The organism is Actinomadura madurae, from assembly GCF_900115095.1.
GTDB lineage: Bacteria > Actinomycetota > Actinomycetes > Streptosporangiales > Streptosporangiaceae > Spirillospora > Spirillospora madurae.
The window spans coordinates 216,241-236,243 of record NZ_FOVH01000005.1; the positions used below are offsets into that span (position 1 = coordinate 216,241).

The window sequence follows — 20,003 nt, forward strand, 5'->3', positions numbered from 1 at the left end:
CGGTTTGGGGCGGATCCCGTACTGAATTCGAACTGGCGCTAGATCTGACTGGCGCCAGGTGGAAATGAGGAACGACGGAGCTCCCAGATCTGATCGTCGCTGCTGGGCCGACCAGTCAGGCGAACCAGCGGCGGCCCCGGCGCGGCCAGGCGCGTTTGGGCGATGTTGACGAACTCGCGGCGCTTGGCTTCGATCCCATCCCGTAGCGCGAACCAGTCGGTATCGGAGGTCCACCCGCGAGCCACCTGGAGGCCTACCGGCCAGAACGCCGCATCAATCTCCTGAGCGGCTTCTACGACCTCATGGTCCGCGATCAGGGCCACCATCGCCAACGCTTCATTCCACGGCCGCCAGTCGAGTGGCGTCGGGATGCACACGCCCTCTTCCGCTGGAGGCATGCGCCGACCGTTCACCTTCCCCAGCTCCACGAGCACGTTGGAGGACTCGCGTAGAACCAGCGCGCAGACCTCTGCCCGGCGGTCGCGTGACCATTGCAGTTGCTGCAGGCGATGGCTCAACGCGCCACCCACGATGACACCGAGCAGCGTGGTGAGCACAGCGCCGACGGTAGTGATGAAGAGGCTCATGTCCAGGAGTGTGGGCCCGGCCACTCCTTCGTTCTGCCGACCAGGTCACAGAGCAGGAGGCGAGGGACCCCGTGACATCGTGACAGGCGTGCAAGCCACCTACTGAGCAACCGGATGCGGCAAAGAGCGCCATCCAGGGACGCATGAGACATGTGCTGTGCGACTGTGCCGTGTGCCGACTCAACTCGCACGGGCCCTCTGCTCCGAGCCATCGTTGGCCGGGCGTGTTTGCTCGTTGTCTGCTCGGCGGTTCCGAACCGGACTAGCACGGAACGGGATGTAGCGGCACGAGGATGGTGCTGGATGTGGACAGAGCGGTACAGCTTGATAGTGAGAGCACTGTTCTGATACGACAGTTCCGGCTTTTAATCCGTAGGTTGTGGGTTCGAGTCCCACGCGACCCACCACCCCTGACCAGGGAAAACACCATCCCCCGGGTGCGCTGGGGAACATGCCTGGGGCCCGCCTGGGGCCGACCTGGGGCCACAACCAGCCGGTTCCGGGCACGCGTCGCTGACGTCGCCGGGGCTCCGATCCGATCGGAGACCGGGCAGCAGCGATCCGGCATCCGGACCTCCTCGGCACCAGACGCGGTCTGCTGTTCAGTTAGCCCTTCCGCGGCAGACGACACAGCACATGGAGCGGATGCTCACCATTACGCAGCAGGCACGTGGTGGACCGGCCACCAGCGCGGGCGGCGGCGGGTCGCCCTCTGGGGCCTGATGGTCGCCGCCTGCGTCGGGTGCCGGGCACCCGCCACCCGGCCCGCAGTACATGGGTGGCGGTCTGCTCGGCGGCGGTGTGCGCGAGTTTGGGGAGCACGCCGGTGTAGGTGTCGGCGGTCAGCACGATGCTGGAATGCCCCAGCATCTCCTGCACCACCTTCAACTCCACCCCCGCCGCCAGCGCCAGCGTCGCCGCGCCGTGCCGCAGGTCGTGCAACCGCACCGGCGGCAGCCGGTGCTCGGCCAGCATCTTCTGGAACACGTGCGTGAGCTGGCCCGGACTCACGGGATCGCCGTTGAGGTTGGTGAACACATACCCGCTGTCGCGGTACCGGTCCCCGTACGCGGCGGCCTCTGCCTGCTGCCGGTCCCGGTGCGCCCGTAGCGCGGCGATGGTGGTGCGGTCCAGCGCGATAACGCGGGCGCTGTGCGCGGTCTTGGGCAGGCACGCCGTCAGGCGGCCGTTCCGCCGCTGCAGTTGCTGGCAGATGGTCGCGGTGCCGTGCTCCAGGTCCACATCCATCCAGCGCAGCCCGGCCACCTCACCACGCCGCAGTCCTCGCAGCGCGATCAGATGGTAAGCGGCGTAGAGCCGGTGGCCGCGGACGGCGTGCAGGAACGCGGCGGTCTGCTCAGCCGTCCACACCGCCACCGCCGGACGCTCCCCGGTCCGCTCCCACTCCTCGACACGGGGCGGCGGTCCACACCACCGCACGCGGCCGCCGCGCCACCGGCATCACCAGCAGCGCCGCAGGGTTCTCGACGATCAGCCCGTCCCGCAGCGCCGTGTTCAGCGCGCTGCGCAATGTCGAGCGGATCCGGTTCAGCGTCGCCTGCCGGATCCGCCGCCCCTCGGCCTGATGGTCGTGCACGATCGCGGCGAACATCTCCCGCACGTGCTCCACGGTCAACTCGCCAAGCAGCAGTCCGCCCAAGTGCGGGTCCAAGTAGAGGCGGACATGGTTGGCGTACCCGGCCACCGTCGAAGCCGCCCCCGCATGGTCGCGCAGCCACCGGTCCAGCCACTCCCCCACCGTGACCGCCGTGCCGGTCGGGCCACGCAACCGCGCCAATGCCTCCTCGGCCGCCTTGCGGGTGGGGTAGCCGCCCCGTCGGACCCGCCGACGCTTACCGTCCAGCCCGGCGCCGAGCTCCAGCCTCAGATACCAACTCCCATGGCCCCGCTCCGTCTGAAGCCGGGGACAGTTGCGTCCAACGGCCCGGCCGGTCCGCGGATCCTCACAACCGCACCGCCGGTACACCCCACCGCCACTCCTCGCTCTTCGCATGCACTCATCGTGTGCGCGACGAAACGCCGCCGCTATCCGCCGCCATAAACAACACGCTGGAGCTGGACCCGGCGGTGCCCCAGCGAAGCGGAAACCTGACTCGAGATCCTGCACGGAACCGAGTGCGGCTCACTCGGCGCCCGTGGCCGTATCAACCGGGGTGAGGGCGAGCCAGCCCAGCACATGCTGCTGCAGCGGTGGTCGCGGGTCGAGGTGATGCCCGGCAGGCCAACCGAACGTGCTCGCCAATGGCCACGCCGAGCAGGAACGCCGGCGAGACGCGCACCGGTTGCCGGGTGGTCACAAAAATGATCGCCAGCATGATCTGGGGCCCGGCCAGCATGTCAACCGCCCAGCTTCACGACCAGCGAGCGCAGGTGAGGTGTCGCGGCGTTCTCCTGGCCGCGCTTCACCCACGCCGCGATGTGTTCGCTGACCAACTCGGCGAGGCTCGCACGCTCGTCATCGCTGAGCTCAACCGTGGTCGTGGTGCTGGTCCGGCAGTCGTAAGCCGTGAAGAGAATGTGTCCGACTGCCTGTTCGGCCGCCGGGGGCTTGCGGTTGCGCTGAGCATGCCACCCGGCACTGCTGTTGACGACGCCCCAACCATGCAGGGCTTCGCAATTGGTGAGTTCGAGCCTCATGGGCCGGCACCTCTCGCCGCAAAGGGGCGGAGCCGCACCCTACACAGATACCCTACGCGGGTGTGGCGGCCACACAAGCCAACCGGACGACACGCCTACCACCGGCCACGAACGGCAACCGATCCAGACCCTGCGGAACCAGGCCGGCAAACTCGAACTCACCGAAGCGATCTGCGCTTCTCGTCGACCCGCCGCTTCCACCGGCCAACCCCCGAGGCAGAGGGGTGGGTCAGGCGATGGCGGCAGGACGACGACCTTGCCTGAGAAGGTCCCTGCGGCCACCCGGGCGTGACCGATGCCGGGTCTGTCAGTGGGACCTGCTCGGCTACGTCGCCGCCAGAGCTTTCCGCGCCCTGGCCTCTCACTGCGGATATGGTCGTCGGCACGGGCAACGTCCGAACCGCGCCTCCACCGCCACAGTGGTGAAGCGGCACGAGCAGAGAACGTCCGACCTCCGCACTATGGTGCGTCTTCATGAACACACTCCACACCAGCGTCGATGAGAAGGCCCGGGCGTGAGCCGCTACAGGGGACCCGCCACCCTGATCAGCAGTGGGGGAGTCGAGGTCGAGGTCTACGTCGATCTGCGCACCAAGCAGCGGGAGTGGTCCGGGACCGCGACCATCTCCGACTTCGATGCCAGCGACCCTCACGACCAGACGTTGAGACTTCCCGACGGCCGCGAGGCACAAATCACGCTCGGCGATTCAGAAACCTGGTCTGACGTCATCATGCTGGTCGGAAGCGGTCCGCCGCCTTTCGCCTGAGCAGATCGCCCAACCGGCGACCTGAATGCGCCCTCGCCCGGGTAGGCGATCGCCAATGACCAGCGCCTCGCACCCGCGAATCCGGCCTGGGTGGCGCCGGCGATGCCGCGGCGATCCGGTCCAGACGGAAGCCGCGAAGATTGGAGGGCCGCACGGACGCTTCGCCCGAGCGGCTGTGGGAGGTCGTCGAGGGGATCGGCGGGGAACACGGCTGGTACTCCTTCCCCATCGCCTGGCGGGCACGGGGCCTTCTCGATCGGCTGGTGGGCGGTGGGGCTTCGGCGGGGCCGCCGGGACCCGCGCCGGCTGCGCACCAGGGAGACGGTGAACTTCTGGCGCGTAGAGGAGATCGCGACCGGGCGGCTCCTGCGGTTGCGCACCGAAAGCGGCTGGCTGGCTGGCCTGGCTGGAACTGAGGGTTTCTGAGAAGAACGGGAGGAGTCTGCTGGAGCAGCGGGCGCTGTTCCACCCGAGAGGACTCGCCGGTCACACGTACTGGTGGGCACTCCGGCCGTTCCACGACCTGATCTTCGGCGGATGTGCCGCGGCATCGCCTGGCCTACCGGTCACCGGCCGGGGTCGGCAGGAGGGGCTTTGGCGCGGGAGCGGCCGGCCGACCGACGGGCGAGTTCGTCGCGTTCGCGGGTGACCTCGGCGAGTTCGTGCTGAAGTTCGAATATCCGGCGGATGGCGGGCGGGGTCATTCCTTCGCCCATCATCGTGACCACTTGCTGGACGCGGCCGATCTCGTGCCGGCTGTAGCGGCGCTGCCCGCCGGCCGAGCGCCGCGGCGAGGTGACGTGCTGGTCGTCGATACGGCGCAGGAGCGCCTGTTGCGCCTGCAGCCTGTCGGCGACCTGCCCGACGGTGAACAAGGCCGCGTACGCGTCGTCCATCGGCAGCTTCATCTGCTGCTTCCCCTTCTCATCGTCCCGCCGGTCGTGGCTCCCCCACGGCGGCGCCCGGACCCGGCGATGCCGGCCGGTTCAGTTCCGGATGGCCTTCTGGGTCTCGCCGGCCTGGACAGCGACCTTGCGAGGCCTGGCCGTCTCCAGGACCGGGATGCGGACGGCCAGGACCCCGTTGTCGTAGGCGGCCCCGATCGCGTCGGCGTCCAGTTGCTCCGGCAGGTAGACCCGGCGAGTGAAGGCCCCCATCGTCAGTTCACGGACAAGGACGCGCTCGTCCTCGTCGAACTCCTCCTCGCGCCGCGCGGTGACCGTGAGCACGCCGCGGTCCACGGTGACCTCGATCGAACCGGGGTCGACGTCCGGCAGGTCGAACCGGGGTCGAACTGGCGCTCGAACGTCTGGACGAACGGGTCGAGCGACGTCAGCACCTGGGACCCGAGTCCGACCCGCTGGATCGTCTTCCCGAGGAGCGGCCATCTGCGTCATCTCCGCCTCCCCTCCATATGCCGGGACTGCCTACCTGCACGCAGCCGGAGCACTCTTGATCGATGAAGACAACCAAGCAATGTGATCTACGAAACTCTGTAGTGACCGAAGTAGATTTTCGAGGGAGCGTCAGGTAATGTTCCTCTCATCGAAGAGAGACGAGTCCAAGAGAGGCGGCAGAGGACGAACTGCCGTCAGGTATGGATGACACAGGCCGGGCGTGCCGGGGCCAACGCGGTGAAAGGGGCTCCGGCAGCCGGGCGGCCAGCGAATCGCTGGGCGCAACGAAACACGGCACGACGCAGTACGCAAGGAAACACGCGGTACAGGTAGTGATGTCGAGGAAAGGAGGGGCCGACGCCATCGGGATCGCCCGCAGCAGGCTCCAGTCACGCCGCGCGGGTACCGCAGCTCCACAGATTGGACGGTGGTCTACGGTCACGCATACGCGATCCCCGCGGCCCCGCTCTCGTTCGAGTGGCGGACGCGGAGGACCAGCTCGTCAGAGCCGGTAGATGGTGTTGTACCTCTGGGCTCCGGCGCCGCAGTCTGGCGCCGGAGCCCCTGTCGTCGTCCTGCCGACCGAAGGCAGTACGGAAGGTTTAGTGAAGACATCCCAGCCGGCGACCAGCCGGACCAGCACCGCGCGCAGGCAACGACCCCGGACGACTCCGGCGGGCTTGAAGACAGGTTCGACGACGAGGACTACCCGGCTTACAGCATGGGCCGCGCCGCGGAGATGCTGGGCGTCCCCCCCGCGTTCCTGCGCAGCCTGGACACCGCCCGGCTGATCGGGCCGCCATGCTCTGCCGGCGGTCACCGCCGCTACTCCCGCTACCAGCTGCGCCTGGCGCAACGCGCCCGCGACATGGCCGACCAGGACACCCCGCTGAAGGCCGCGTACCGCATCATCATCCCTCGAGACTCTGTATAGACAGGTCCCGGGGAGTCGTGTGCTCATCTCGACGGCACCGATGTCCCAGCGCAGCCGCTCCGGGAGCCGCCGCCTCTACCCGGCCATGGACTGCGCAACCTGAAATCGATGGGGACGACGACGGCTGGTCTGGCGGGGCCGTGGATTCCTCTTCGGCCGGAGTCAGGTGCCTGGAGAGCCTCCAGGGTGGAGCGGGGGCCTAGGGCGGACGTCGAGATCCGCGCCCGGTTCGGCAGCACGGCCACCGCACGCAGGCCGGGCATGGTCCGTTCGTCCGAGGGCCTGCGCCATCTCCATACCGTCGTCGGGCCCTTGCGCCCGACCTGGAGTACCGAGCCCGCCGGACGGCCACCCATGCCGGATCGCGGCGCTGGGCTTACCCGATCCTTGAACGATCCTTGCCGATCCGGCTGCTGGGTCAGTTGCTGGACCGGGCGCACGAGATGCCGCCGCAGCTCATCGCACCACTGGTCGCCGAGGAGGTGCACGCGAACGGAGGCCGGGACGTCTCGATCCTGCTGCAGGACTACGCGCAGCTCACGCTGGTGTCCCTCCCAGGCCGGGGCCTCAAGGAGATCGAGCCGGTGCCGTTGGTGTGTTCCCGGTCCGGGCAGGCGTTCCTGTCCGAGACCGCCGTCGAGCACTCGCACGCCGACGGGGTGAGAATGTTCCTGCCCCTGTTGGACGGCAGTGACGAGATCGCGTGATGGCGCTCACTCTGGGCGTCATCGACGACGACGACCGCCGACTGCTGCGGCGGCTGGCCGGCCTGGTCGCCGACATGCCGGTCACCAAGAACGGCTACACCGACCAGTTCTTCCAGGCCCGGCGGCGTGAACCGATGAGCGTGTCCGCGGAGATCCAGTGGTCACTGCTGCCACCGCTCACCATGACGACGCCGCAGGTCGCCATCGCCGGGATCCTCGAACCCGCCTACGACGTCGCCGGGGACAGCCTGGACTACGCCCTCAACGACGACATCCTGCACCTGGCCGTGATCGACGCTATGGGCCACGGCCTGAACGCCGCCGTGCTGGCCACCGTCGCCGTGGGCGCCTACCGTCACGCCAGGCGCGCCGACGCCGGCCATCCGGCGCCCTTGCTCATCCGGGGCCACCACGTCCTGCGCGCCTTGGAAGGTCCCGGAACGCTGCCCGTCGGCGTCGGCGGCCCGCCCCCCTGATCAACACCCGGCGGCTCCGCCCCGGCGACCGGATCCTGGCCTACGCCGACGGCCTCATCGAGAACACACCACCGGTGGGGAGCAGTTCGGCGAGGACCGCCTGATCCGCCGCCATCGAACGCGTCGGGCCCACCGCCGCGACCGTGCAGCAGATGGTCCGGAGCCTCTCCCACACGCTCAAGCGGGAGAGAGGCGGGATCACCAGCGACGACGCCAGCCTCTTCCTCATCGAATGGCGGAGCGGCACCGCCGACCACCTCGCCAGGTCACAGCTGTGACCGTCCCTCGTCGGCGTCAGACCTCGCGCCGATGGACACAACACCATCTCCACGTCGATCCGGGCTCCATACCGCCGACGACTGGATGATCGGACTCCTGGTAGTGCGCTCGGCCGTGCCGGTTGGGCCAATTGTCGGAGTACGCCCCCAGCCGCAGTCAGACCCGCAGCCTCGTCCAGGTGTCGCCGAGGGCTTGGCGGCCTGGCCCTTGCAGACGCGTCCCGGCACGGCCGGGCACACTCACCCGCGTTAGGTGGTCACTCTCGTCGGACCGACGTGATGCCGAACCCTCTATGTTGAGTGGTGAAGGCCCTGCGGGCAGTCGGAGCCGAGGAGATGAGGCCCATGAGCGGGACTGTGGCCGAGGTCTGGGTCGAGGCCGGCGGGGGCCGTGACATGGTCCGCGCTGATGCGATCGTGATGCTGAGGCTGGATGACACCGGACGGCTGACCGCCCAGCTTCGCGACGACGCCAAGGTCAGTGTGACCCTCCTGAAAGGCTCGTCCGGCGCCCACCCACCCGATGACTTCCATCGTCAGCTGATCCGCGTGGTCGCAGAGCTCGCCGACTCCAGCGGCGCGCAACTCGTCCGCGCACGGCACGAGGGGGGTGCCTGGCGCTGGATCAGTGAACCTCTCTAGAGGCACGCTGCGATGCAGGTACCGCGCGCAAGGTGGGCCGGCAGGTACAGCGGCTGGAGCGGGAGATGGGCGTGCGTCTGCTTGAGCGCGCCACGCACCATGTCACCCTGACGCCGGCGGGGGCGGCGTTCCTGGTCGAACTCCTCAACGGTCGTCTCAACGTGGGCATCGGCCGTGCCGCACTGGCACCGAGCGGGGTCGCCTCACACCTGTTCCGCCTGGACTGTCCGGAGTTCTGCCTGTACGAGGACACCGCCGACAGCGTCCACGCCGCGGGATAGGCGCGGCCATTGGGATCATGCGGCGACTTCAGCATGGACGTCCGCGGTCGGATGGACGATGAGGGCGCGGTCCAGCCCGGTGACGCGGAGCAGCGCGGCAACCTGCGGGCATGGGGCGGCGACTCGGAGGATGATGCCGAGTCCGGCGGCGCGCCGTTGGATACCGATCAGCACGGCCAGCCCCGCCGCGTCGGCGGACGCCACCTCCCTCAGGTCGAAGATCAGCAGGCGGCCGCTGTGCCGCAACACGGCGATCAGGTGCTCGCGCAGCGCCGGAGCGGCGGCTCCGTCCAAGGTGCCCGTCAACGCGACGATGGTGTGGCCGGGACGCCGGTGAGCGGGCATCCTCACTTCGTCGGGAACTCGGACGAGTTCCGCGGCGGTGGACGCGGCGGCGGTGAATGTGGTCACGGTGATCTCCGATCACAGGTAGGCGGGAGCGCTGTACCCGGACGGTCTGATGATGGGCCGATTGGCCGGGCTCGACGTCTCGCGAGGGCTCTCCCCGCCGGTCGCCACGGAGACCGGGACGGTGAAGAGACTGACGCGCCGGCCGTCGGCGTGGATCGCCGTGAGCAGCCCGGATGGAAGGGAGTCGAACCAGGTCAGCCGCACCACCCGGGCGCCGGCCGGGCCGCGGATGCGCAGCCGGCGGGGACGCGGGGCGCAGCAGCCGCAGCCGCAGCCGCAGCCGCAGAGTGGAGGGTGGGGTGATGACAGGCTGATCGTCGTGCCTTGTCCGCCGGTGTTCCGCATGGCCGGCGCCTTCCTTGAAGTTTCGATCTGTGCGGCGAGTGGGTTTTCATCGGGAATGTTCGCCGGATACTCGGATCTTACCTGAACAATCTTCAATATGAAAGAAAGGTGGGGAATATTTGCTTGGCGAGGGACTGCGACGTCAGGAATATCGGGGCCGGAGCGTGAAAAAAACCGTTCCACCTCCGGCCGAGTTCCATCGCGGCAACGGTTAGCAGCGCAAGTGATGGAGTGTGCGCCAAATCGCCTGTGGCAGCAGACGGGTCGCCGGGCTTGGCTGGGGTCGCGGCCGGTCACTGCTGGTGATCGCGCCTGCTGATCCGGGGCCGCCCGCTCCTCCCCGAGCCGGACGGCCCTGGACCGCCAGCCGTCCGCCCGTCCACGATCCGCCACAGGGGCGTCCCCGGGTGCCGTGCGGTTCAGCGTGCTGCCGGATGTTCGCACAGTCGTCCGCCTTCGGACTCCCAGACGCTTCGGGCTGCCGATCCGGTCCAGGCCGGATCATGCGGGTCTGCGGGTACGGCCAGGGCGGCCAGCAGGTCGGGGGCGGACAGATGGTTGGCGGGGTGGGCCGCCAGTTCCAGGGCCGCCCGAGCCGCCGTGCGGCCGGTGGGGGCCGGGACGGTGAGCAGGTCGATGCGGTGGCCGTCGGCGTAGATCGCGGTGAGCAGCCCGGCGGCGGGGTTGTGGAACCAGCTGAGCCGAACCTCCCTTGTGTCGTTCGGGCCCTCGACGCGGAGTCGGCGGGGGTGGGTGTCCCAGTCGGCCGCCCGCAGCATGATGTGGGCGATGGGCCGATGCCCGTCCGGCGGGCCGTGGGCCTGCAAGGCCAGAACGAGCCCGGGCAGTTCGGCGACCGGATCGGCCGAACGGGGCCACCAGCCGCCGTCCAGTGGCGTGCGGCCCGGGCCGGTGCGGTCGGCAGGCGCGGACGGCCGCAAGGTCAGCCGGGGAGTCGAGTACGCAGAGAGGCTCATGGTCGTTCTTCGTTCAGCGGCGATTCGCATGAATCTGTGCCCCTTTCCCCGGGAGCCTCGGATGGAGACCCCAGGGCGGGTTGTTCATCAGGACGGACCGACCCGATGGATCAGTGGTGCCCCGCAGATGCACGGGGTTATCGACGTGAGCAGTGCCCCTTGTTCGTGGTGAGCCGGTAAAGCGGATCACCCCAAGAAGGGGTATGTCATTGTTTACCGAATACCTTTATCTTACCCTCGAAGCGTCCGATATTACCGGTATCTGAAGTAAACTTTGATTGCCTCCCCTGTACCTTTACTTCACTTCGGCCGGGGCCAGCACCCACATTCCGCGTCCAGTGAAGGGGCGGGATCTCCGCTTCCGGCGACGATTTCGGTTTCCGGATGGACACTCTCAGTCAGCATCAATTCCCGTCGAGGATAGGAGGCCTCTCGGGGGTTCCGAGGGCGGGGCGCGCCGGCACTGGTCAGCTGGGGGTGCGGAGGGCGAGGAGCGGCACGTCGTCCTCGCAGCAGGGCTCCACGCGCTCCAGGAGCTTGTCGCACAGGTCGGGCAGGGAGAGCTGGGCCAGGTGGGAGCCATCGAGGCGTGTCCCGGTGAGATCAGGCTCGCCGAGGAGCGGTCGGTGCTCGTCCGGGAAATGCGTGCCGCCGTCGCCGGTGCTCAGCAGGGGCGGGGGATAACCGGCGTTGCACCAGCGCAAATGCCATGGCCCGGCCGGGCTTCCTTCGACGCGGCCGAACACGGCGAATATGCCCGATTGTCCAATCGGGCGTGCGGCGAGGCAGGGCTTTGACGCGACCCACCTCCGGTCACCGGCGAGATCGTCGGCCTCACGGGCGGCTCAACCGCGGCGGGTGGAGATGTCGCAGGAGGCCAGGATCTCCTGCGGCATCGCGACACCGGTCTCGACCACGGACCTGGCCAGAGCAGCCTCCGCCGAAGAGGGCGCCGCTCCCGGTGGGATGACGAGAAGCAGGATCGGGTCCGCGCGGCCAGTGGTGACCGCGACCATGTGTTCGCGGTGGGCCAGCCAGCCCACCCTGACCTCGCGCCCCCGGACGATGATGCGGAGCGGGACGGCGTCCCAGTCGTCGAAGTCGATGTTCACGCGGGTGACCGTGTTCCCCGGCTCGGTCAGGGCGGCCACCAGTTCGGTGAGTTCGGCGGTGGTGTTCCGGGATCGAGGCCACCAGCCGCCGTCCATGACTCCGCGTCCCGCGCGGCCAGGGGCCAGCCGCAGGCGTGGCGCCGGCGGCATCGCGCTCTCGGCCGACGAGGGTGTGGCGGGCGCCAGGTCGAGCTGCGTGGTTTCGCGGGCCATGGAAGGGCCCCATTCTCGGTCAGAACGAGACCGGTTCGTATACCGCCGGGGACGGCGCCGGCATGGCGGCCCGCGCGCGAAATGCCCCCGACATCACGAGTGTACGTCACGGAATGTGCACATCTGGATTTGTAGGCTTACCAGTGACCGGCAAAACTCACCGGCGCCGCGACGGCTTGTGGATAGCACCGCGATGGCATGCCAAGGGCGTAAACTCGTGGCGACGAGGGATTTCTCGATGCGGGCGGCCAAGCCCGCGTCCCCTGGTTTCTCGAATCGCAGGCCCCTCTTAGGGCCAGACAGGTCCGGCGCTATGACGCCGCAACACCATCCCGTCCAGACTATCGGCCGCCTTCCCGGGGCCGCCGGCCTGACCCTTGAACGGCGCGCCGACCACATCGTCAGCGGCGAACTCGACGTCTCCTCCACCCCGTCCTTGCGCGAGCGCCCGCATGTCGCGCTGCAGGCCGCCGACCGGGCGGCCGAGAAGAGCGGGATTACGACGTGACAGGCGACGATCTGCCGGCGACCGTCTGGGGGCCGCCGAACATGTCCCGGGGCGCGGCCGACGGACGGCGGCTGGCCGCGTCGTTCGGCCTCATGGCGGCAGTTCTGGACGGGGTCGCCCTGCCCAGGCTCCTGACGCTCGTGGCCGAGCGGGCCCGCGCCATGGCGGGCGTTCCGCTGGCGTTCATCGCCCTGCCCACCAAAGAAGCCCACACCTTGCGGATCGATGTCGCCGTCGGTGCAGGCAGCGACCGGATACGCGGGCTGACAGTGCGACGCGGCCGGTCGATGCTCGGCCGCGCGTTCAGTTCCCGCCGGGCGCTGTCCGCGCGGATCGTCGCCGACCAGACGCTCAGCGGCCTGCCGGCCGGCCCGATCCTGATCCTGCCGCTGGACACCGGGGAGGCCACGCGCGGTGTGCTCGCCGTCCTCGGACGGCCGGGCGCGGAGGCGTTCAGCTCATCCACCGCCCGCCAGCTGCTGCTGTTCGCCGACACCTCCGCCCGCCTGGTCCAGCTGGCCGAGGACCGCCGCGCGACCGACCTTCCGGACCCCGCGGCCGCACAGATCATCGCACTGCCCCCGCCGCGGCCCACGCGAATGTGACATGCGCTAGCGGGGATTCACTGACCCCTTTTCATCCGTCTGGGCGGGCACCGATCACGGCATGATCGCGATGGGGACGTTCGGCGGGCGACGTGAAGAAACCCCTGGTAGACGAGTTGATCACCACAACCACCACGTCCGAACCAGGGGCTCCGCATGCTGTTCTATCGCGCCGCCGTCGATTTGTTGCGTCCAACGCTGAACTACCTGGCCGGAGTGATCCGGCGGCACCGCAAGGCGATCGGGTCGACCTGGCGGTTGCTCAACCCCGGGCAGCAGGCCCTGCTGGTGCTGGCCCACCTGCGCAAAGGCCAGACGTTCGCCGAGCTCGGGGCCGGGGCCGAGGTGTCGACGAGCACAGCCTGGCGGTATGTCCAGGAGGCGGTGGCGCTGCTGTCGGCGCGGTCACCGAAGCTGGCGGCGGCGCCGCGCAAGGCCAGACAGGACGGGCTGCACCTGCTGGTGCTGGACGGCACGCTCATCGCGTGCGACCGGGTGCGGGCCGACCGGCCGTACTACTCGGCCAAGCACCGCTGCCATGGAATGAACGTGCAGGTCATCGCCGGCCCTGACGGGGCGATCCTGTGGACGTCCGGGGCGCTGCCCGGCCGGACGCACGACCTGACCGCCGCCCGCGTGTGGGGCATCCTGCGCGAGCTGGACAAGACCGGGATCATCACGCCGGCCGACAAGGGTTATCAAGGCGCCGAGGCCTGCGTCGTCTTCACCCCGTACAAGGGACGCGACAAGCCCGAGGCCCAGAAGCAGGCCAACCCTCGCACGCCAGGCTCCGCGGCCCCGGCGAACGCAAACGCCCAGCTCAAGAGTGGCGGCTCCTCCGCAGGCTCCGCTGCAGCCCCGGCAAGGCCGGCCACCTCGTCAAGGCCATCGCCGTCCTACAGAACTACGAAGCCACCCGAGGATGAAAAGGCTCAGGGTCGAGTAGACGGTCCAGCCGTTCGTCCACTGCGGGGCCGGCGCTGACCGTGCCGCCGTAGAGCGCGGCGCGTTCGGCCATGCCGGCGAGGCCGAGACCTGCGTCGCCCGGCGATGCCTTCTTCATACTGAGCGAACCTGAGGCGACTGTTAGAACGGCGCTCAGGCCGGGTGGCCGCCGGCGCGGGTTCGTCGTCGGTCGGGCCGCTGTCGTGCACGACGATGTGGACCTGGCAGGGGTCGGCCGCCAGGCTCAGGTCGACGGTGGTGCGCGGGGCGGCGTGCTTGAGGGTGTTGGTCAGGGCCTCCTGCAGGATGCGGAAGGCGACCAGTTGCACGCCGAGGTCCAGCCGGTCGGGGCTGCCGGATCGCAATCATCGCAACAGCCGATTTCGCAGCGCTCGGATCTCGTGCTCCAGGGCGACGTTCGACTCCTTGCGGTGCTCGATGATCACGCTTGTCTCGATCGGGGCTGGGAGACACTTGCGCACGGAAGCAGCCGAGGCTCCTCGGAAATAGCTCTAGTGAGGTGATCTCAGGGATTTTGAACCGGACAACGAGGCTTTCTTTGGCCTGAAGGGTGCGGTTCGGGGAGACACATGGGCATCACGATCCCCCCGTTCACCGCCTGGAACAAGACGAACGTGCTCATCGGCCGGTAGAGCAGCAGGAGCACACCGATCAGGCCGACCGTGGCCCACGTCCAATTGATCCGCAGCATCAGCTCGCCGGGGCAATTGACCGACATCGCCAGCCCCGTGAGCAGGTCGACCGAGACCAACATCCCGACGGCGCGGTCATCGCCCGCTTTGCGCAGCAGCAGCACGGCACCGACGGCGATGAGCAGGAGCTGCACGCCCCAGATGGCCACCCCCCCGCCGGCGAGCGGTACTGGTCCAAGCAGACCAGGAGCGCAGCGCCCGCCGAACCCAGCTGCCACAGCCCGACCGTGATGACCGTCGCCATGTCGAACGCCCTGCTGAACCAGACTTGGAACCCGCCGCCGATCACCGCTGGTCATCTCGCCATGTGAGAACGCATCAGCCTGCCGGGCCGGCCGGGACACGGCATGCGCTGGGACGAGGCCGCCCTCGATCGGCTCCGCGTGCGGTGAGCCGCCCGGCCCACACCGGGAGTGCCGCACCCATCGCGAACTCAGGTTCTTCTACCAGGCATGAAGCCGAAGTGAAACAAGCCGATGGTACACACTTGATCACTTCGAGAAGCAGCGAGGAGACACAATTATGGCTGAACACCGGCTCTCCCGGTAGGACATGACGTGAGTCGGCTCCGTCCTTATCTTGCTGGTCACAGCTTGATGCGCCCCCGTGGCGGCTCTATGGGAAATCACATCATTGACAGGGAGAGACTTGTGAGGCGAATGCTGGGCGCCGTGCTCCTCGCCTTACCGCTGCTGCTCCCGGTGAGCGCGCATGCGCAGGGCCCGAGGCCGCCCGTGATCATCTTCGATACCGATATGGACTACGACGACGTGGCCGCGCTGGCCTACCTCGCCGAGGAACACCGGCTGGGCAGAATCGACTTGCGCGCCGTCACAGTTGTCAACAACGGCGGAGGGCTGCCTGGGCGGGCGATCCGCAACGCCCGCTGCGTGGTCGAACGGCTCGGGCTGCACGGCGTCCGGGTGGCCGACGGCTCGAACTCCGCCCCCAACACGTTTCCTGAGGAGATCCTGCAAACCGTCGACAGGGTGGTCACGTCAGTGACCCCGGGATGCGACGCGACGGAAACGCCCTCGCGGGTGCGCGCTCCGCAACTGATCCGGCGCGTGCTGAAAGAAGAGCCGGGGGCCCGGATTGTCGTCACCGGGCCGCTGAGCAATGTGGCGGCCGCGCTGCCTGAAGCAGCGGGGCGGATCACGTCGATGGGCGGCGCCATCGGCGTGCCGGGAAACCTCTGCTGTGGCACCCCGCCGGAGTTCGACGGCACGCAGGAGTTCAACTACTGGATCGACCCCGCCGCTTCGCAAACCGTCATCAGGCACAATCCCCAGCCGGTGCACCTGATGCCGCTCAACGCCACCGACGACGTGCCCATTACCCAGGAGTTCCTCGACCGGCTCCGCGCAGATCACCATACGCCGGCGGCCGACATCGTCTTCAAGGCCTACACGCACCCGGACATTGAGCCGCTGATCTCGGCCGGCCTGTTGTTCTGGTGGGATCCGTTGGCCGCGATGACCACCGTCCACCCTGAGATCGTCAAGTCCACCACCGGACGTGTCGATGTCGTGACCGACGGCCCGGCGGCCGGACGCACTTTCCTCTCCCCGAAGGGGCGGTCGATGACCTACGGCGTCGCCGCCGACAGAGCAACCTTCGAGGAACGTTTCCTGAACACCCTCAACGGCCGGAGATAACCGGGAGTCACGGCGGGCCGACCTTGAGCGCGTGCGACTCGGTCGGGCTACTTCCGGCTGGAGAGCGAACAGGACCGTGACGGAGGAGATGAAGACCGTGAGCCAGGCGGCCTCCATGCCGCCGGCGACCGACCCGGATGTTCAGGTGGGCGATCTGGTCTGGTTCGATGATCGGTGGAGGCAGCGTCCTCAACGGGCGGGCGTTGGCGATGCCCTGGTGAGGCCGATGCGTGTTGTAGTGGGTCTCGAACTCGCCGAGTGCGTGAAGCAGGTGCCGCTGGTTCCAGATCAACATGCGGTCCAGGAGTTCACGGCGGCAGGTCTGCACCCACCGCTCCATCACCGCGTTCACCCTCTGTATCCGCACCCCGCTCAGCACCGTCTGGATTCCGGCATCGACCAGGACAGCGTCGAACAGTCGGGGACTTGCCGTCCCGGTCGCGGATCAGGAACCGTGCCCGGCAGCCGGCATCCTCCAGGTCCATGACCAAGTTCCGCGCCGCCCGGGTCACTCACGCTGCGGTCGGGTGGGCGGTGGCGCCCAGAACCCGGCCCAGGTGGTGACCGAACGCTCAGGTGCCGGATCGATGCCGGCCTCCTTGAGGATCTCCCAGACCGTGGAAGGCGCCACGTTGATGCCGAGCACCAGCAACTCGCCGTGCACCCGCCGATAACCCCAGCTCGGGTTCTCTCGCACCAGTCGCAGTACCAGCAACCGTATGGAGCGGACGGTCGGTGGCCGGCCCGGCCGCTTGGGTTCGGATCGGGCGGCGTGCCCGCCCCAGATCAGGTCCCGGTGCCAGCGCAGTACTGTGTCCGGCCGTGCGAGCGACAGGAGCTCCTCCTGGCTTGCCTCCCATCACGGAAGCCGGGGCACCTCACCTTTCAGGACGGGGGCGTTGAGGAGCCGGAACCGCAGGTTCAGGGCGGGGCTGATCACCCTGTGCTCGTCGCGGACGCAGTCCCCGCGATGGACGGCCATCCGCAGCCGGTGTGGGCGATTCCAGGCCGGATGCACCGTCCGGCGGGTGTGAAAGCATGCGGCTGTGACGCCCATTGCCACCCGTGAGGGAGCCGCCCGGTTCGCCGCCCGTCTCCTGGCCACCGCCGCCGCTCCGCTCGACCCCGCCTCGGCGGACGGCCCACGGGTACTGCACTGGCCGGGGCGCAGGCTGCTGGTGCAGCGCGGGGACACCGAACTGGCCGTCCGCGACCTGGAGGGGGCGGGGGCGGAGGCCCGTTTTCCCGCGCCGTGGCCTCGCCGGTACGGCTCAGTGGCGGTCTCTCCCGCCGGTGATGTCGCCGTGTTCGCCGGCGTGCACGCCTTGCGGGCCGTGGATTCGACCGGCGCCGTGCTGTGGGAGATCCGCCACGGTTGCTGGTCCGCCGCCGTGTGCACGACGGCCCATGCCTCGTTCTCCGAGTACGCCGACGATTACCACCACGGCCACGCCGACAGCGGCTCGGCGGCCTTCTCCTCCGACGGCAAGGTCCTGTGGGCTCACGTCCGCGGCCACATGGGGCACGACACCGAGGAGGAATGGCTGATCCTCGACGCCGCCGACGGCTCGCTGCTGGCCCGGGTCGCGACGATGACCGTGGGATCGGGCTCCTTCCACTTTCCTCACCCCGATCCGGCGTACATGGGGCTGTCCATCGCGGAGGGCGAGGAGAGTTCACCCGTGCTGTGGGGACGCTGGGACGGTACGCAGCTCACCGTCCAGCGATTCGTCGAGGAGGTCTTTCTCGCGGTGAGTCCGTCCGGGGAGCACTTCCTGACGACGGATACGGGGCAGTGGGCCCTCTACCTCCACCAGGCGGAAGACGGCACGGAACTACGGCGACTGAACGCCGGGGACGCCGTACCCCTCCTTCGGGAGACGACCGCGCTCGCTGGGACTTCGAAGCGGCGTTCCCGTACGACGACATCGCCGTGGCCGGCACCGAGTACTACGCGAAGGTCCCCCGCCACTGGCTCGTCAACCCACACACAATGGCCCTGCGAGGATCAGTCGTCTACCCCTTCCCTGTCTCGGGGCCTCCCCTGTCGGCAGGAAAAGACGCTTGGTGCACGGTCTCCAAGGATCAGACCGCTCTCCATCTGTGGGACCTCCCGCACCGGGAATGAGGCAACAGCCCGTGCCCGGTGCTCAAAGCTGCTCGTCCCCCCGAACGGTGGTTCGCACCGGGACGGCTCTCCTCAACGCCGCCGAGCCTCTTCTCCGTGCTCGGGTTGACGTCCTGCGGTCCTTCCGGCTGTCCTGGCGAAGACAGCAGGTCGCCGCTCCGATCGTCCGGCGGTGCGGCGGAAGCCCGGCCAGCTCGGCACGGGGCGGCTCGGTGCGCGATCCTGTCCCCGGATCCCTTTTGAGTAGTGAACCCGCCACGGCGGATCCGACGGCGATTGCCACCCGGACCGGCGTCGAGCTCCAGGTAGAAGTACCAGGTACCGTGCCGCGGATTCCACGTGGCGCCCTCGTGACGCAACTGTGGGCAGCGGGAAGAAAGTTCCTTTCCGTCCGCACCACGGCATTTACACCTCCTGTACGTCGACCCATTCATCGAAACCCGGGGCTACATGCCAATTTGCCGCCGTTTCACTAACGCGTGCAGTTCTCGGTCGGAACTGACGAGCTTTCGGCAGACCGAGCCACAAGGGTGGCCGCCAGGCGCAGCGCCGCTCCCGCGGGTCCTGAGCCGGATAGTGCGGGGGATCTCTGCCAGGTAGGTGAACTCGTTCACGATGCCCACGACGCTGCAATCGAACCGGTGCGAACGCCTTGCCAAGTCGATCCAGGTCTACGGGCAAGCAGAATCGCCCTTCATCTGCACCTTCCTCGGCCCGGAGCAGATCGCCGCCACCGCCGAGACACGCCGGCAAGGCGGCTGGCACGGCACCGGCGATATCGGGTACCGCGACGCCGACGGGTTCATCTACATCGTCGACCGCAAGAAGGACATGATCATCAGTGGCGGCTTCAACGTCTTCCCGCGGGAGGTCGAACAGGTCATCCACACGCTCCCCGGCGTCAACGACTGTGCCGTGATCGGTCTCCCCGACGATAAGTGGGGCGAAGCGGTCACGGCGGTGGTCGAGCCCAAGAACGGCCACGAGATCGACCCGGCGCTCGTCATCGCCACCTGCCGGGAGGCGCTGGGGCCGGTGAAGGCCCCCAAGTCCAGGGCTGGGCCGACCCGGCCCTGAACCCCAAGACCCTCATCCGTTATTACGACGCCGTCGCAAGGAAGACACGACCGGGAACGGTGAGCGATTTCGCCCGGCTCTTCATGGTGCCTGGAATGTTCCAGTGCGGCGGCGGCCCCGGCACAACCTCCTTCGGCACTCTGACCGCGATGGAGAAATGGCTTCGCCACGGCATCGCTCCCGACCAGATCCTCGCCACCAATGCCGCAACGGGACGAACGCGGCCACTCTGCCCCTACCCCGCAGGTAATCATCTTGGCGGCAGCGTCGAGAAGGCCGAGAACTTCCGATGCGAAACCCCGCGGCCGCACCACAACGTCCGGTAAGCGATCAGGAAAGGCTCAGACCTACCAGTCGCCGAGGTCGAATAATCTAACCGCGACCGCGGATGGCGCCGACGAGGGTGGGGTGGTCGTGGTCGGTCTCGATTTGCTGGCCGTCTACACGGACCTGGTAGCCGTCCAGGTCGAGTTCGACGCCGTTGGCCTGCAGGATGCGCGGCCGCCCGATGGTCTGCGGCCGCCCGATGGTCTGCGGGCGGACGGTGGTGTGGGCGCGGGTGGGTCGTTGACGGGTCACCGATG

Annotated in this window: 30 protein-coding genes and 2 pseudogenes; 15 read left to right on the plus strand and 17 right to left on the minus strand. The window is 68.5% G+C overall.

Going from position 1 to position 20,003, the window contains the following annotated elements; translation table 11 throughout:
• Positions 1 to 38: 38 nt before the first annotated feature.
• From BM339_RS17075 to BM339_RS17095, 4 genes are all read right to left on the minus strand, one after another.
• Positions 39 to 587 (minus strand): hypothetical protein, encoded by a 549-nt coding sequence (locus tag BM339_RS17075; RefSeq protein WP_143118470.1) that lies wholly within the window; start codon positions 585 to 587, stop codon positions 39 to 41.
• Positions 588 to 1,193: 606 nt separating this feature from the next.
• A complete protein-coding gene (locus BM339_RS17080) occupies positions 1,194 to 1,964 on the minus strand; it encodes a site-specific integrase (RefSeq protein WP_075021478.1) in 771 nt (256 codons plus the stop codon).
• Positions 1,945 to 2,385 carry a hypothetical protein gene (locus BM339_RS17085; protein ID WP_075021479.1) on the minus strand — a complete coding sequence of 147 codons (441 nt, stop codon included), beginning with the start codon at positions 2,383 to 2,385 and terminating at the stop codon, positions 1,945 to 1,947. The genes BM339_RS17080 and BM339_RS17085 overlap by 20 nt, the downstream gene beginning before the upstream one ends.
• Positions 2,386 to 2,945: 560 nt before the next feature.
• A complete protein-coding gene (locus BM339_RS17095) occupies positions 2,946 to 3,245 on the minus strand; it encodes a hypothetical protein (protein WP_021593276.1) in 300 nt (99 codons plus the stop codon).
• A 515-nt stretch (positions 3,246 to 3,760) separates the two neighbouring features.
• Here BM339_RS17095 and BM339_RS17100 point away from each other — a divergent pair.
• A complete protein-coding gene (locus BM339_RS17100; protein ID WP_021593277.1) occupies positions 3,761 to 4,012 on the plus strand; it encodes a DUF4873 domain-containing protein in 252 nt (83 codons plus the stop codon).
• A gap of 155 nt (positions 4,013 to 4,167) precedes the next feature.
• Positions 4,168 to 4,681 (plus strand): annotated as a pseudogene (locus BM339_RS49885) (DUF2867 domain-containing protein); the annotation flags it as partial.
• Here the strand turns inward: BM339_RS49885 and BM339_RS17115 are convergent.
• Positions 4,579 to 4,908, minus strand: a complete 330-nt coding sequence (locus tag BM339_RS17115; RefSeq protein ID WP_256255379.1) for a MerR family transcriptional regulator — start codon at positions 4,906 to 4,908, stop codon at positions 4,579 to 4,581. The pseudogene BM339_RS49885 and the gene BM339_RS17115 sit on opposite strands and share 103 nt — an antisense overlap.
• 90 nt (positions 4,909 to 4,998) lie before the next feature.
• Positions 4,999 to 5,241, minus strand: coding sequence for an Hsp20/alpha crystallin family protein (locus tag BM339_RS17120; protein WP_256255380.1), 243 nt, complete (start codon positions 5,239 to 5,241; stop codon positions 4,999 to 5,001).
• Between the two features lie 889 nt (positions 5,242 to 6,130).
• Between BM339_RS17120 and BM339_RS17125 the strand changes: the two genes are divergently transcribed.
• The 6 genes from BM339_RS17125 (at position 6,131) to BM339_RS17140 (ending at position 8,727) form a co-directional block, all read left to right on the plus strand.
• Positions 6,131 to 6,343, plus strand: a complete 213-nt coding sequence (locus BM339_RS17125; RefSeq protein WP_075021631.1) for a MerR family transcriptional regulator — start codon at positions 6,131 to 6,133, stop codon at positions 6,341 to 6,343.
• A 398-nt stretch (positions 6,344 to 6,741) separates the two neighbouring features.
• Positions 6,742 to 7,050 (plus strand): hypothetical protein, encoded by a 309-nt coding sequence (locus BM339_RS50670; protein ID WP_218163661.1) that lies wholly within the window; start codon positions 6,742 to 6,744, stop codon positions 7,048 to 7,050.
• Positions 7,050 to 7,526, plus strand: coding sequence for a PP2C family protein-serine/threonine phosphatase (locus BM339_RS50675; RefSeq protein ID WP_218163662.1), 477 nt, complete (start codon positions 7,050 to 7,052; stop codon positions 7,524 to 7,526). Before BM339_RS50670 ends, BM339_RS50675 begins: the two co-directional genes overlap by 1 nt.
• A 152-nt stretch (positions 7,527 to 7,678) precedes the next feature.
• The gene (locus tag BM339_RS51420; protein ID WP_256255381.1) at positions 7,679 to 7,804 is read left to right on the plus strand and encodes a hypothetical protein; all 126 of its coding nucleotides are present in this window, start codon (positions 7,679 to 7,681) and stop codon (positions 7,802 to 7,804) included.
• A 345-nt stretch (positions 7,805 to 8,149) separates the two neighbouring features.
• A complete protein-coding gene (locus BM339_RS17135; RefSeq protein WP_143118471.1) occupies positions 8,150 to 8,446 on the plus strand; it encodes a hypothetical protein in 297 nt (98 codons plus the stop codon).
• Between the two features lie 32 nt (positions 8,447 to 8,478).
• On the plus strand, positions 8,479 to 8,727 hold the full coding sequence (locus BM339_RS17140; protein WP_075021483.1) for a LysR family transcriptional regulator: 249 nt from the start codon (positions 8,479 to 8,481) through the stop codon (positions 8,725 to 8,727).
• Positions 8,728 to 8,742: 15 nt separating this feature from the next.
• Here the strand turns inward: BM339_RS17140 and BM339_RS17145 are convergent, their stop codons facing one another.
• The 5 genes from BM339_RS17145 to BM339_RS17165 all read right to left on the minus strand — a co-directional run bounded on the left by BM339_RS17145 (position 8,743) and on the right by BM339_RS17165 (position 11,785).
• The gene (locus BM339_RS17145) at positions 8,743 to 9,138 is read right to left on the minus strand and encodes an STAS domain-containing protein (protein ID WP_083597685.1); all 396 of its coding nucleotides are present in this window, start codon (positions 9,136 to 9,138) and stop codon (positions 8,743 to 8,745) included.
• A 12-nt stretch (positions 9,139 to 9,150) separates the two neighbouring features.
• Entirely contained in the window at positions 9,151 to 9,483 is a 333-nt protein-coding gene (locus BM339_RS17150) for a hypothetical protein (RefSeq protein WP_075021484.1), read from the minus strand.
• 419 nt (positions 9,484 to 9,902) lie between these two features.
• Positions 9,903 to 10,460 (minus strand): DUF5994 family protein, encoded by a 558-nt coding sequence (locus tag BM339_RS17155; RefSeq protein WP_143118472.1) that lies wholly within the window; start codon positions 10,458 to 10,460, stop codon positions 9,903 to 9,905.
• A gap of 467 nt (positions 10,461 to 10,927) precedes the next feature.
• A complete protein-coding gene (locus tag BM339_RS17160) occupies positions 10,928 to 11,206 on the minus strand; it encodes a hypothetical protein (RefSeq protein WP_143118473.1) in 279 nt (92 codons plus the stop codon).
• A gap of 99 nt (positions 11,207 to 11,305) precedes the next feature.
• The gene (locus tag BM339_RS17165) at positions 11,306 to 11,785 is read right to left on the minus strand and encodes a DUF5994 family protein (protein WP_075021487.1); all 480 of its coding nucleotides are present in this window, start codon (positions 11,783 to 11,785) and stop codon (positions 11,306 to 11,308) included.
• 313 nt (positions 11,786 to 12,098) lie between these two features.
• Between BM339_RS17165 and BM339_RS17170 the strand changes: the two genes are divergently transcribed.
• The 3 genes and pseudogenes from BM339_RS17170 to BM339_RS17180 all read left to right on the plus strand — a co-directional run bounded on the left by BM339_RS17170 (position 12,099) and on the right by BM339_RS17180 (position 13,824).
• The gene (locus BM339_RS17170) at positions 12,099 to 12,293 is read left to right on the plus strand and encodes a hypothetical protein (protein WP_075021488.1); all 195 of its coding nucleotides are present in this window, start codon (positions 12,099 to 12,101) and stop codon (positions 12,291 to 12,293) included.
• A complete protein-coding gene (locus tag BM339_RS17175) occupies positions 12,290 to 12,898 on the plus strand; it encodes a GAF domain-containing protein (RefSeq protein ID WP_075021489.1) in 609 nt (202 codons plus the stop codon). The genes BM339_RS17170 and BM339_RS17175 overlap by 4 nt, the downstream gene beginning before the upstream one ends.
• A 156-nt stretch (positions 12,899 to 13,054) precedes the next feature.
• Positions 13,055 to 13,824 (plus strand): annotated as a pseudogene (locus BM339_RS17180) (transposase family protein).
• A gap of 6 nt (positions 13,825 to 13,830) precedes the next feature.
• Here BM339_RS17180 and BM339_RS52625 read toward each other — a convergent pair.
• Positions 13,831 to 14,172: an ATP-binding protein gene (locus BM339_RS52625; protein WP_369076951.1), complete on the minus strand. Its 342-nt coding sequence runs from the start codon at positions 14,170 to 14,172 to the stop codon at positions 13,831 to 13,833.
• Between the two features lie 197 nt (positions 14,173 to 14,369).
• Positions 14,370 to 14,690, minus strand: coding sequence for a hypothetical protein (locus BM339_RS17190; RefSeq protein ID WP_143118474.1), 321 nt, complete (start codon positions 14,688 to 14,690; stop codon positions 14,370 to 14,372).
• Between the two features lie 525 nt (positions 14,691 to 15,215).
• On the opposite strand from BM339_RS17190, the gene BM339_RS17195 reads away from it, so the two are divergent.
• Positions 15,216 to 16,214 carry a nucleoside hydrolase gene (locus BM339_RS17195; protein WP_021593297.1) on the plus strand — a complete coding sequence of 333 codons (999 nt, stop codon included), beginning with the start codon at positions 15,216 to 15,218 and terminating at the stop codon, positions 16,212 to 16,214.
• Between the two features lie 7 nt (positions 16,215 to 16,221).
• Here the strand turns inward: BM339_RS17195 and BM339_RS50680 are convergent, their stop codons facing one another.
• The 3 genes from BM339_RS50680 to BM339_RS51425 form a co-directional block, all read right to left on the minus strand.
• Positions 16,222 to 16,593: an integrase core domain-containing protein gene (locus BM339_RS50680; protein WP_256255382.1), complete on the minus strand. Its 372-nt coding sequence runs from the start codon at positions 16,591 to 16,593 to the stop codon at positions 16,222 to 16,224.
• Between the two features lie 129 nt (positions 16,594 to 16,722).
• The gene (locus BM339_RS50685; protein WP_218163664.1) at positions 16,723 to 16,911 is read right to left on the minus strand and encodes a hypothetical protein; all 189 of its coding nucleotides are present in this window, start codon (positions 16,909 to 16,911) and stop codon (positions 16,723 to 16,725) included.
• Between the two features lie 162 nt (positions 16,912 to 17,073).
• Positions 17,074 to 17,196, minus strand: a complete 123-nt coding sequence (locus BM339_RS51425) for a hypothetical protein (protein ID WP_021593300.1) — start codon at positions 17,194 to 17,196, stop codon at positions 17,074 to 17,076.
• A gap of 64 nt (positions 17,197 to 17,260) precedes the next feature.
• Here BM339_RS51425 and BM339_RS17210 point away from each other — a divergent pair, with 64 nt between their 5' ends.
• The 3 genes from BM339_RS17210 to BM339_RS49895 all read left to right on the plus strand — a co-directional run bounded on the left by BM339_RS17210 (position 17,261) and on the right by BM339_RS49895 (position 19,745).
• A complete protein-coding gene (locus BM339_RS17210; RefSeq protein ID WP_218163665.1) occupies positions 17,261 to 18,451 on the plus strand; it encodes a hypothetical protein in 1,191 nt (396 codons plus the stop codon).
• A 506-nt stretch (positions 18,452 to 18,957) separates the two neighbouring features.
• Entirely contained in the window at positions 18,958 to 19,419 is a 462-nt protein-coding gene (locus BM339_RS17215) for an AMP-binding enzyme (RefSeq protein ID WP_083597726.1), read from the plus strand.
• Positions 19,420 to 19,433: 14 nt separating this feature from the next.
• Positions 19,434 to 19,745, plus strand: a complete 312-nt coding sequence (locus tag BM339_RS49895; protein WP_256255390.1) for a tannase/feruloyl esterase family alpha/beta hydrolase — start codon at positions 19,434 to 19,436, stop codon at positions 19,743 to 19,745.
• Between the two features lie 46 nt (positions 19,746 to 19,791).
• Here BM339_RS49895 and BM339_RS17225 read toward each other — a convergent pair whose 3' ends face one another.
• Entirely contained in the window at positions 19,792 to 19,998 is a 207-nt protein-coding gene (locus BM339_RS17225) for a hypothetical protein (protein WP_075021494.1), read from the minus strand.
• Between the last annotated feature and the right edge of the window lie 5 nt (positions 19,999 to 20,003).

Coding starts and splice junctions, on each gene's coding strand:
- BM339_RS17075 (WP_143118470.1), bottom strand. CDS start 587: ATGAGCCTCTTCATCACTACCGTCGGCGCTGTGCTCACCACGCTGCTC.
- BM339_RS17095 (WP_021593276.1), bottom strand. CDS start 3,245: ATGAGGCTCGAACTCACCAATTGCGAAGCCCTGCATGGTTGGGGCGTC.
- BM339_RS17115 (WP_256255379.1), bottom strand. CDS start 4,908: ATGGACGACGCGTACGCGGCCTTGTTCACCGTCGGGCAGGTCGCCGAC.
- BM339_RS17125 (WP_075021631.1), top strand. CDS start 6,131: ATGGGCCGCGCCGCGGAGATGCTGGGCGTCCCCCCCGCGTTCCTGCGC.
- BM339_RS50675 (WP_218163662.1), top strand. CDS start 7,050: ATGGCGCTCACTCTGGGCGTCATCGACGACGACGACCGCCGACTGCTG.
- BM339_RS51420 (WP_256255381.1), top strand. CDS start 7,679: ATGGTCCGGAGCCTCTCCCACACGCTCAAGCGGGAGAGAGGCGGGATC.
- BM339_RS17135 (WP_143118471.1), top strand. CDS start 8,150: ATGAGCGGGACTGTGGCCGAGGTCTGGGTCGAGGCCGGCGGGGGCCGT.
- BM339_RS17150 (WP_075021484.1), bottom strand. CDS start 9,483: ATGCGGAACACCGGCGGACAAGGCACGACGATCAGCCTGTCATCACCC.
- BM339_RS17155 (WP_143118472.1), bottom strand. CDS start 10,460: ATGAGCCTCTCTGCGTACTCGACTCCCCGGCTGACCTTGCGGCCGTCC.
- BM339_RS17165 (WP_075021487.1), bottom strand. CDS start 11,785: ATGGCCCGCGAAACCACGCAGCTCGACCTGGCGCCCGCCACACCCTCG.
- BM339_RS17170 (WP_075021488.1), top strand. CDS start 12,099: ATGACGCCGCAACACCATCCCGTCCAGACTATCGGCCGCCTTCCCGGG.
- BM339_RS17195 (WP_021593297.1), top strand. CDS start 15,216: ATGCTGGGCGCCGTGCTCCTCGCCTTACCGCTGCTGCTCCCGGTGAGC.
- BM339_RS51425 (WP_021593300.1), bottom strand. CDS start 17,196: ATGGCCGTCCATCGCGGGGACTGCGTCCGCGACGAGCACAGGGTGATC.
- BM339_RS17215 (WP_083597726.1), top strand. CDS start 18,958: ATGCCCACGACGCTGCAATCGAACCGGTGCGAACGCCTTGCCAAGTCG.